This window comes from Streptomyces sp. NPDC059002, from assembly GCF_042740435.1.
Classification (GTDB): domain Bacteria; phylum Actinomycetota; class Actinomycetes; order Streptomycetales; family Streptomycetaceae; genus Streptomyces.
On record NZ_JBHYJI010000135.1, the window covers coordinates 1 to 3,748 of the forward strand.

Sequence of the window (3,748 nt, forward strand, 5' to 3'; positions counted from 1 at the left end):
GGAGCTGCGGGCGGGGGTGGCGGAGCTGTTGCGGGGGATGTTGGACGGGTGAGGGTGCCCCGGGGGGGGGCGGGCCGAGGAGGCGGGGCAGGCCCCGGGGCAGGCCGTGGAAACGGCGCCCCCACCGCACCCCAACCCGCCCCGTCACCCGTGCGGGGCAACCTGTCCGCGTTCGCTCCCCCAACCGCCCCCGCGCATCGCAGAGTTGGGCGAGTGCATCGATCGACGACCACCGCCGCCGCGCTGCTTGTCACCGCGGCCGTTTCAGCCGCAGTCGCCGGATGCGTGAGTGTCCGGCAACCAGACCCTCCCGGACCGGCAGGACCGGCCGCGGCCACCGTGACGCCGAGTGCGGCGAGGACCGACGGCAAGAGCCGACCGCAGATCGTGCAGGCCCCCGCCAGGGAGGCGCTGGAGCGCATGGGACCGCCCCCGCGCCCGGCGGCTGAGGACGCCCCCGTGGCCCACACCCCCGCCGCCGCACCGTCCCACGCGCCACGCCCCGAACACTCCGCACCACCCCCGATCCGCAGGCCCGCCCCGACCCGGCCCGACGCGGGCGCCACCCGCCCCGCTCCCCCGACGAGCGCCGCCGCGCCCGGCACGGACGTGTGCGCGCTCGGCGAGAGCTACGGCGGCTGGGCGCCGGACAGCCCCCAAGCCGTCATCTGCCGTGACACGTACGGCGGTTGACGCGACGCCCCGAGGCCGCGCCCCCACGCGGCCACACCCCGCCCCCACGCGGCCACACCCCGATGCACAGCGCCCTCACCCCGGCACCGCCTCCTCCCCGTCCCCGTACCGCCTCACCCCTCCCCGCACTTACTCGCCCCCTGGCGCCCCTCCCCGCTCACCCCCAGCCCCCCAACTCCCCTCACTCCTCCTCGCTCCCCTCCCCCACCTCCCGCTCCAGCCTCGCGATGGCCGTCTTGATCCCGTTCCCGTACTCGTCGTCCCCCAGGGCCCCCGTCGCTCCACGCGCCCGGCGCAGATGGCTGCGGGCGGCCTCGGGGCGGCCCAGCTTCGCGTAGTCCGCGGCGAGGTTGAGGTGCAGGGAGGGGTAGAACCCGCGCACGGCGAGGGACTGGTGGTGTGCGTTCAGGCGCTCGTCGGTCAGCTCGTCCGCCGCCGACAACGCCCGCAGGTCCCAGGCCAGTTCGTCGGAGGGGTCCTCCTGCGTGTCCGCCATGTAGTGCGCGAGCGTGCAGCGGTGCAGTGGGTCGCCGTCCTCGCCGATCTCCCCCCACAGGCCGAGGAAGCGGTCCTGCGCCTCCTCGCGGTCGCCGCCGTGATGCAGCATGACCGCCTGCCCGATCCGCGTCATCATGGCGTCCTCCGCCGTCTGCTCCTGCTGATCCGTCACCGCGTCCTCCGCACTCGTCCGCCCGTCGTCTGCACGGCCCGGCCCACCGGCCGGCTGTCCCGTCGTTTCCGACGCTAGCCGCAGCCACTGACAATCACGGTCAGGCACGTTCGGACGTGGGGCCCTCACGCGTACCGCTGGGCCAGCCCGGTGACGGTCCTGGCCAGTTCGGCGCGGAGTTCCGGCGGGCCGAGCAGCTCGGCGTCGAGGCCGAGCCGGAGGATGTCGCTCACGGCGACCGGCAGTTCCTCCACGTCGAGCCGTACCTCGGCCCAGCCGTCCGCGTCGGCGTCCCCCGCCCCGGCCACGGCCCGCGCCCCGGCCGCCCCGAACAGGGCAGGCAGCAGCCGAAGGCCCGACGGCGAGACTCTCAGGTGTGCGGTCCCCCGCAGCACGCGCTCCTCAAGGCCGCGCGACGCCTGCGCCCAGTGGCGTGCGAGATCGAACCCGTCGGGGCGTTCGGCGGACTCCTCCTCCGTCACGGTCAGTTCCAGGAACCGGGAAACCCGATACGTCCGTACGTTGCCGTCGGCGAGGGCCACCAGGTACCAGTTGCCCGCTTTGAGCACCAGGCCCAGGGGGTGCAGTACGCGCTCCACTTCGCCGCCCCAGCGCCGGTAGTGCCCCCGCAGCACCCGCTGCCGCCACACCGCGTCGGCGACCCGGGCGAGCAGCGGCGCCGGGTCCGCGGTGCGGAACCAGGCGGTCGCGTCGAGGTGGAAGCGCTCCTGGATGCGCCGCGACCGCTCGCCGAGGCCCGCGGGCAGCGCGGCGGCCAACTTCAGCTGGGCGGTGGCCAGTTCCGCGCCGAGCCCGAGATCGGCTGCGGCCGTCGGCATGCCGGCCAGCGAGAGGGAGTCGGCCTCGTCGTCCGTGAGGCCGGTCAGCCGCGTGCGATAGCCGTCGAGGAGCCGGAAGCCGCCCGCGGGGCCGCGCTCCGCGTAGACGGGCACCCCTGACGCGGCGAGCGCCTCGGCGTCGCGGTAGACGGTCCTGACCGAGACCTCCAGCTCCTCGGCGAGTTCGGGTGCAGTCATGCGTCCGCGGTTCTGGAGCAGCAGGAGGAGGGCGAGGAGCCGGTCGGCGCGCATGCGGTCAAGTCTGCCCCGGTACCTGACAGAAGGTGTCAGGTACCGCTGTCAGAGTCTCCCTCAGAGCGGCCCGCCCCGGGTCCGCACCACCGAGAGGACCCCATGTCAGCGCAGATCACCGGCACCTTCACCTTCGCCCAGTGGGACGAGAAGCCCATCGCCGGAGCCGAGGGCGGCGCCCGCATCGCGCACGCCTCCGTCACCAACGACTACGTGGGCGGCATCGAGGCGGCCGGAACCTCGTGCCAGTACACCATCGCGTACACGAGCGAGACGGTCGGCAGCTACGTCGGCCACGAGTTCATCGACGGCACGCTCGACGGCCGCAAGGGCTCGTTCGTCATCGAGCAGCGCGGTTCCTTCGGTGCCGACGGCACCATCCAGTGCTCGTTCACCGTGCTGCCGGGCTCGGCCACCGGTGAGCTGGCGGGGCTCACCGGCGCCGGTTCGTTCACGGCACGGGGCGGGCAGCCCACCACCCCGTACACCTTCGGCTATGCCCTGGAGGGCTGACGTCAGCCGATGTCGGGGATCCGCCAGTCGATCGGCTCGTGCCCCTGCGCCGCCACCGCCGCGTCGATCTGCGTGAAGGGGTGCGAGCCGAAGAACTTCTTCGCGGAGAGCGGCGAGGGGTGCGCGCCCTTCACGACCACGTGCCGCTCCTCGTCGATGAGGGGGAGCTTCTTCTGGGCGTAGTTCCCCCAGAGCACGAAGACGGCCGGGTCGGGGCGGTCGGCCACCGCGCGGATCACGGCGTCCGTGAACTTCTCCCAGCCCTTGCCCTTGTGGGAGTTGGCCTCGCCGGAACGGACCGTGAGGACCGCGTTCAGGAGGAGGACGCCCTGCTGGGCCCACGGCATCAGATAGCCGTTGTCCGGCACGGGGTGGCCGAGTTCCTCCTTCATCTCCTTGTAGATGTTCCGCAGCGAGGGCGGGGTCTTCACACCGGGGCGCACGGAGAAGCAGAGACCGTGCCCCTGGCCCTCGCCGTGGTACGGGTCCTGGCCGAGGATGAGCACCTTCACCTGGTCGTACGGCGTCGCGTCGAGGGCGGCGAAGACCTCGTCACGCGGGGGGTAGACGGGACCCTTCGCCCGCTCCTCCTCGACGAACTCGGTGAGCTCCTTGAAGTAGGGCTTCTGCAGCTCCTCGCCGAGGACTCCGCGCCAGGACGCGGGCAGCATGGCGATGTCGGTCACGTCAACAACCTCCGGTGTGCGGTCACTTCTCACCACAGAACCTAATGGGCAGTGAAGGGGCGGCACGAATCAAGCCCTACACAGAACCAGCGGTC

Annotated in this window: 5 protein-coding genes; 2 read left to right on the forward strand and 3 right to left on the reverse strand. The window is 72.9% G+C overall.

Annotated features, from left to right (window positions below):
- Positions 1–339: 339 nt before the first annotated feature.
- A complete protein-coding gene (locus tag ACFWZ2_RS43385; protein ID WP_384555319.1) occupies positions 340–693 on the forward strand; it encodes a hypothetical protein in 354 nt (117 codons plus the stop codon).
- A gap of 181 nt (positions 694–874) precedes the next feature.
- On the opposite strand, the gene ACFWZ2_RS43390 is transcribed toward ACFWZ2_RS43385, so the two are convergent.
- Both ACFWZ2_RS43390 and ACFWZ2_RS43395 read right to left on the reverse strand, forming a co-directional pair.
- On the reverse strand, positions 875–1,363 hold the full coding sequence (locus ACFWZ2_RS43390; protein ID WP_384555320.1) for a hypothetical protein: 489 nt from the start codon (positions 1,361–1,363) through the stop codon (positions 875–877).
- Between the two features lie 125 nt (positions 1,364–1,488).
- On the reverse strand, positions 1,489–2,454 hold the full coding sequence (locus tag ACFWZ2_RS43395) for a helix-turn-helix transcriptional regulator (protein WP_384555321.1): 966 nt from the start codon (positions 2,452–2,454) through the stop codon (positions 1,489–1,491).
- Between the two features lie 102 nt (positions 2,455–2,556).
- On the opposite strand from ACFWZ2_RS43395, the gene ACFWZ2_RS43400 reads away from it, so the two are divergent.
- On the forward strand, positions 2,557–2,967 hold the full coding sequence (locus ACFWZ2_RS43400) for a DUF3224 domain-containing protein (RefSeq protein ID WP_384555322.1): 411 nt from the start codon (positions 2,557–2,559) through the stop codon (positions 2,965–2,967).
- A 2-nt stretch (positions 2,968–2,969) separates the two neighbouring features.
- On the opposite strand, the gene ung is transcribed toward ACFWZ2_RS43400, so the two are convergent.
- A complete protein-coding gene (ung, locus tag ACFWZ2_RS43405) occupies positions 2,970–3,653 on the reverse strand; it encodes a uracil-DNA glycosylase (RefSeq protein WP_384555323.1) in 684 nt (227 codons plus the stop codon).
- Between the last annotated feature and the right edge of the window lie 95 nt (positions 3,654–3,748).

Coding starts and splice junctions, on each gene's coding strand:
- ACFWZ2_RS43400 (WP_384555322.1), top strand. CDS start 2,557: ATGTCAGCGCAGATCACCGGCACCTTCACCTTCGCCCAGTGGGACGAG.
- ACFWZ2_RS43395 (WP_384555321.1), bottom strand. CDS start 2,454: ATGCGCGCCGACCGGCTCCTCGCCCTCCTCCTGCTGCTCCAGAACCGC.